The sequence below is a fragment of the Candidatus Burkholderia verschuerenii genome (assembly GCF_001189365.1).
In the GTDB taxonomy this organism is placed as follows: domain Bacteria; phylum Pseudomonadota; class Gammaproteobacteria; order Burkholderiales; family Burkholderiaceae; genus Caballeronia; species Caballeronia verschuerenii.
The window spans coordinates 1-4,452 of the sequence record NZ_LFJJ01000287.1 but is presented as its reverse complement, the minus strand read 5'-3'; the positions used below and the strand labels follow the sequence as shown (position 1 = coordinate 4,452).

The window sequence follows — 4,452 nt, the reverse complement described above, 5'->3', positions numbered from 1 at the left end:
TCAGCTCAACGTCATGCCTCAACCTCTACTCGTGCGCTGCAGACCTGGCTGAGATGTGCGTTTACGTCTGCACCAGACTGCGTCGTCGGGTCCATTCCGGCAAATTCAATTTTGCAGATCCGACTACGTATATCGCCATGAATCGCTTCAAGATCGTTCCCGGCGCGGAAGCCGATTTCGAACGGCTTTGGACCAGCCGCGACACGTTCCTCAAGGACGTGCCGGGCTTCGTCGAGTTTCATCTGCTTAAAGGACCGACGCGCGACGATCACGTCCTCTATTCGAGCCACACGATCTGGACGAATCACGCGGCTTTCGAGGACTGAACGCGATCGGACGCGTTTCGCGCCGCGCATCGCAATGCGGGCGGCGAGACGCGTCAGCTTTATCTCGGGCATCCGGAATTCGAAGGCTTCGAAGTGATTCAGACGGTCAAATGATTGTCTAAAGAAAGCGGTCGCTAAGGATTAACCCTTGGCAGACCACGTGCGTTTTACACTAGTGTGAAAAAACGCGCTTCTCTTAACGACATTTAAGCCGGGACGGTAGCAAGCGGCGCTTAAGCTTTAGCGCCGCGCGCCATGCGTTGCAAGGTCGTCGAATCGATGGCCGCCGCGCAGATCTTGACCGCTTCGGTAAGCGTGCGCGGCCGTCCCGCGCCGAACTGCGATTCGAGCATGGCGACTGCGCGCAGGCGTTCGTCGTTGCCGAGCTTTTCGCCAGTCGCTAGTTCCAGCACGGAAATAAAGTACGCGGCGGGCGGTGCTCCATTGCCGTGCGGCGCGCGCTTGGTTGCGCTCGCCGCGCCGCCGGCACCTTCATGCCCGTCTTCGTGTGCCGGGTTCCACGGATTCCATAGGGTGTCGTGTCGACTGTTCATGAGTGGGTTCGCTGGCTCGATTGCTATGGCGCGCCGATGGCGCCGGTCAGTCAATGAGTAAGCAATGAGCAAGGTCTGTTCCACCCGCTTAGCACGTTCATGCGTCTTTTATGGTTCTTCCGACAAAACAGCGCGTGCGACACGACACGCCGCGAGATCCCAGGCCGCACATCCGATCGATTTGAACATCACTGGACCTGCTATTTTTTGTGGCGAAGCCAACGCTTGGGCGAGCGGCGATACCGTATCCCACGCGACGCCTGCAAGAATATAGTCGCCCGCTTCATGGCGCGCGCCTGCGAGATCGTCGACGAATCGCGTGCTTGCCAATACTGTCGGTCGGCGTGGCGATTTCCGCTGCATCCGCCGTAAATGCGCCTACGCCGATCACGAGACGCCCATCCTGCGCCAGCAACGTATAGACAGGCGTTTTGCTGGTCGTCGCGGCAATGACGACATCGATCGATGCCGGAATCGCGGGCTCGCTCAACGCCACGAGCCTGGACGATACCGCCGCATACGCCTTGCAAAACGCCTGCGCACATTCCGCTCGCGAGCCGAGCACATGAATGCGCGCGTCCGGAAACACGCTCGCTAGCGCTTCGACGTGATAAGCCGCCTGTTTGCCGGTGCCGATCAACAGGACATCGCGCGGCGAATCGTGTGCGAGCGCGCGGATCGCGAGCATGGACACGGCCGCCGTGCGACGCCCCGTCACCGTGGGACCGTCGAGCATGAATTGCGGCACGCCGGTGGTCGCATCGTAAGCCGTGACCTGTCCGTGGATGGTCGGCAAGCCGCGTGCACCATTACCGGGACACACGTTGACGAGCTTGTGCATCGCGAGATCGGATGCGGTCGCGGGCATCGACAGCATCACGCCGCCTTGCGCAAGCGGCACGACCATGCGCTCGGGGCTCTCGATTCGCCCGGCCGCATAGTCGAGCATGGTCGCGGCGAGCGTGTCGACGAGACGGTCGTAAGGAACGAGACGCGCGGTCTGCGCGGGGTCGAAGCTTTGAATGACGCTGGTTGAATCGGTCATCGTGCGATACGCCTCCTGTCTTTAACTGGAATGCCACCGAAGTACCGGAACATTCTAGCTTTGCAAAACGCCGAGCCGTTTCACGTTTGGCTTTCTATGATGAAAGCGTCATATCACTGCAATCAAATAGCGTCATAATCGGCCGACCCGCGCCGCAAACCCGCCGCAAATAATCGGCAATCAGCGAACATTGCACGACCACGGAGCCCTCAGATGAACACATCGGAAAAGCAGCGCCGCTTTCATGCGGACCTGATCGACAGCTATGACGAAGAATTCGAAATGGAGGTCGACGACCGCTTTATCGACGGCGACTCCGTCTTCACCGATGAAGACCGTCTGCTGCGCAAGACCTATTTTCGTGAGCTTTTCCGCTTGCAAGGCGAACTCGTCAAGCTGCAGGACTGGGTCGTGCACACGGGCCATCGGCTCGTCGTGTTGTTCGAAGGCCGCGATGCCGCCGGCAAGGGCGGCGCGATCAAGCGTATCACTCAGCGGCTGAATCCGCGTGTGTGCCGCGTGGCGGCCCTGCCCGCGCCGAACAATCGCGAACGCACGCAATGGTATTTCCAGCGCTATGTCTCGCACTTGCCCGCAGCGGGCGAAATCGTACTGTTCGATCGTAGCTGGTACAACCGCGCGGGCGTCGAACGCGTAATGAATTTCTGCACGGACGAAGAGTACGAAGAATTCTTCCGCTCGGTGCCCGAATTCGAAAAGATGCTGGTGCGCAGCGGCATTCAGATCGTCAAGTACTGGTTCTCGATCACCGACGACGAACAGGAAGTGCGCTTCCAGGCGCGTATCGAAGATCCGCTCAAGCAGTGGAAGCTAAGCCCGATGGATCTGGAAAGCCGTCGCCGCTGGGAAGCTTATACGGCGGCTAAAGAAACCATGCTTGCCCGCACGAATATTCCCGAAGCGCCGTGGTGGGTGGTGCAGGCCGTCGACAAAAAGCGCGCGCGCCTGAATTGCATTCACCACTTGTTGAGTCAGGTGCTCTATCACGAAGTCGAGCATCAGCCGATCGACTTGCCCGAGCGTGTATTTAATCCGGATTATCTGCGTCAGCCGGTGCCGGAAGAGATGTATGTTCCCGACGTTTATTGATCAAACGGTAAAACAGTTTTAGCAGCAATGGCGGCAGGCGATGTCTTGCACATCGCCGCCGCGCAGACGCGGCATCGCGTCCCGCATAAAGTGAAAAGCCTGTTGCGATCCCTTGAGCATGACGACGAACATCACTTGCGTGAGATTGAAATCATGCGAGACCATCAGGCGCGTCAAGAGCAGCAGTGGCAGCACCACCGCCGGCTGATACAGTTGTCTTGCGATCAAGTCTTTCATCACTGCCCCCTTTCCAATGAGTTGAATTTTAAGGAACGGGCCGCAAGGGATAAATGGCTTAAAGTTGAAGACATATGTTCCGCCGACCGAACAATCGCCGCGCATGTGATAAGGCCCTGCAAATAGCAGGGCCTTATTGTTTTTACTTCTGCGCGAGACTCGGTTCGGGCACCGGACTGGGCTTGGCATCGCCCCAGCCGCCGCCTAAAGCGCGTATGAGATTCACCGTCGACACGGCCTGCGCGCCTTCGAGCTGGACCGACGCGCGCTGTGTTTGCAGCACCGTGCGCTCCGCATCGATCACGTCGAGATAGTTCACCGCGCCTTCCGTGTATTGCGTGCGCGAGAGTTGCGCCGCGCGCACCGAGGACTTCACGGCATCGTCTTGCGTGGCCGTTTGATCTTCGAGAATGCGCAAGTCCGAGAGATTGTCCTCGACTTCGTGGAACGCCGTCAGCACCTGTTGACGATAATTCGCGACATCCTCTTCATACACGGCGCGCGCATTCGCGAGATTGCCGTTGCGACGACCGCCATCGAAGATCGGCAGATTCAGCGCCGTACCCGCAAACGGTTCGAGCAGGAAGGTGCGGCTCGACCAGTTGAACAGATCGCCCAGCGTCGCCGATTCGAAACCGCCCATGCCGGTCAGCGTGAGCGACGGAAAGAACGCCGCCTTCGCCACGCCGATGCGCGAATTCGCCGCCGCCATCGCGCGCTCGGCCGCCGCGATATCGGGACGACGTTTGAGCAACGCCGAGGGCAAGCCCGGCGGCACGCGGATCGTCACCGGCCTGAGCGGATTCGCGGCCATGTTGAACTCGGCGGGCGTCTTGCCGAGCAACACGGCAAGACCATGCTCGGACGCGGCACGCAGACGCTGCACGGTCATCGCATCCGAGCGCGCGGTCGCGAGTTCAGACTTGGCGCGCGCGACATCGAGCTCGCTGATATCGCCTTCGGCAAAGCGCCGTTGCACGAGCTTGAGCGCTTCCTCACGCAAGGTGACGGTGCGCGTGAACACATCGGCTTCCGCATCCAATTCGCGCAGATTGAAGTAGTCTGGCCTGCAAAATTGAATTTGCCGGAATGGACCCGACGACGCAGTCTGGTGCAGACGTAAACGCACATCTCAGCCAGGTCTGCAGCGCACGAGTAGAGGTTGAGGCATGACGTTGAG

3 protein-coding genes and 3 pseudogenes are annotated in these 4,452 nt (G+C 59.5%); 2 read left to right on the top strand and 4 right to left on the bottom strand.

All coding sequences use genetic code 11. The features are described from left to right. Positions 1 to 137: 137 nt before the first annotated feature. Positions 138 to 440 (top strand): annotated as a pseudogene (hmuQ, locus tag BVER_RS27870) (heme-degrading protein HmuQ). Between the two features lie 119 nt (positions 441 to 559). On the opposite strand, the gene BVER_RS27865 reads toward hmuQ, so the two are convergent. After that, positions 560 to 880 carry a hypothetical protein gene (locus BVER_RS27865; RefSeq protein ID WP_050456007.1) on the bottom strand — a complete coding sequence of 107 codons (321 nt, stop codon included), beginning with the start codon at positions 878 to 880 and terminating at the stop codon, positions 560 to 562. 108 nt (positions 881 to 988) lie between these two features. Further along, positions 989 to 1,925 (bottom strand): annotated as a pseudogene (gene lhpI / locus BVER_RS27860) (bifunctional Delta(1)-pyrroline-2-carboxylate/Delta(1)-piperideine-2-carboxylate reductase). Between the two features lie 213 nt (positions 1,926 to 2,138). On the opposite strand from lhpI, the gene ppk2 reads away from it, so the two are divergent. Next, positions 2,139 to 3,035, top strand: a complete 897-nt coding sequence (gene ppk2, locus BVER_RS27855) for a polyphosphate kinase 2 (protein WP_050456006.1) — start codon at positions 2,139 to 2,141, stop codon at positions 3,033 to 3,035. Between the two features lie 18 nt (positions 3,036 to 3,053). Here ppk2 and BVER_RS27850 read toward each other — a convergent pair whose 3' ends face one another. Together BVER_RS27850 and BVER_RS27845 are read right to left on the bottom strand one after the other, a co-directional pair. Beyond that, positions 3,054 to 3,377, bottom strand: a complete 324-nt coding sequence (locus BVER_RS27850; RefSeq protein ID WP_370444285.1) for a hypothetical protein — start codon at positions 3,375 to 3,377, stop codon at positions 3,054 to 3,056. Positions 3,378 to 3,414: 37 nt separating this feature from the next. Then, positions 3,415 to 4,335, bottom strand: a pseudogene (locus tag BVER_RS27845) (efflux transporter outer membrane subunit); the annotation flags it as partial. Positions 4,336 to 4,452 lie beyond the last annotated feature (117 nt).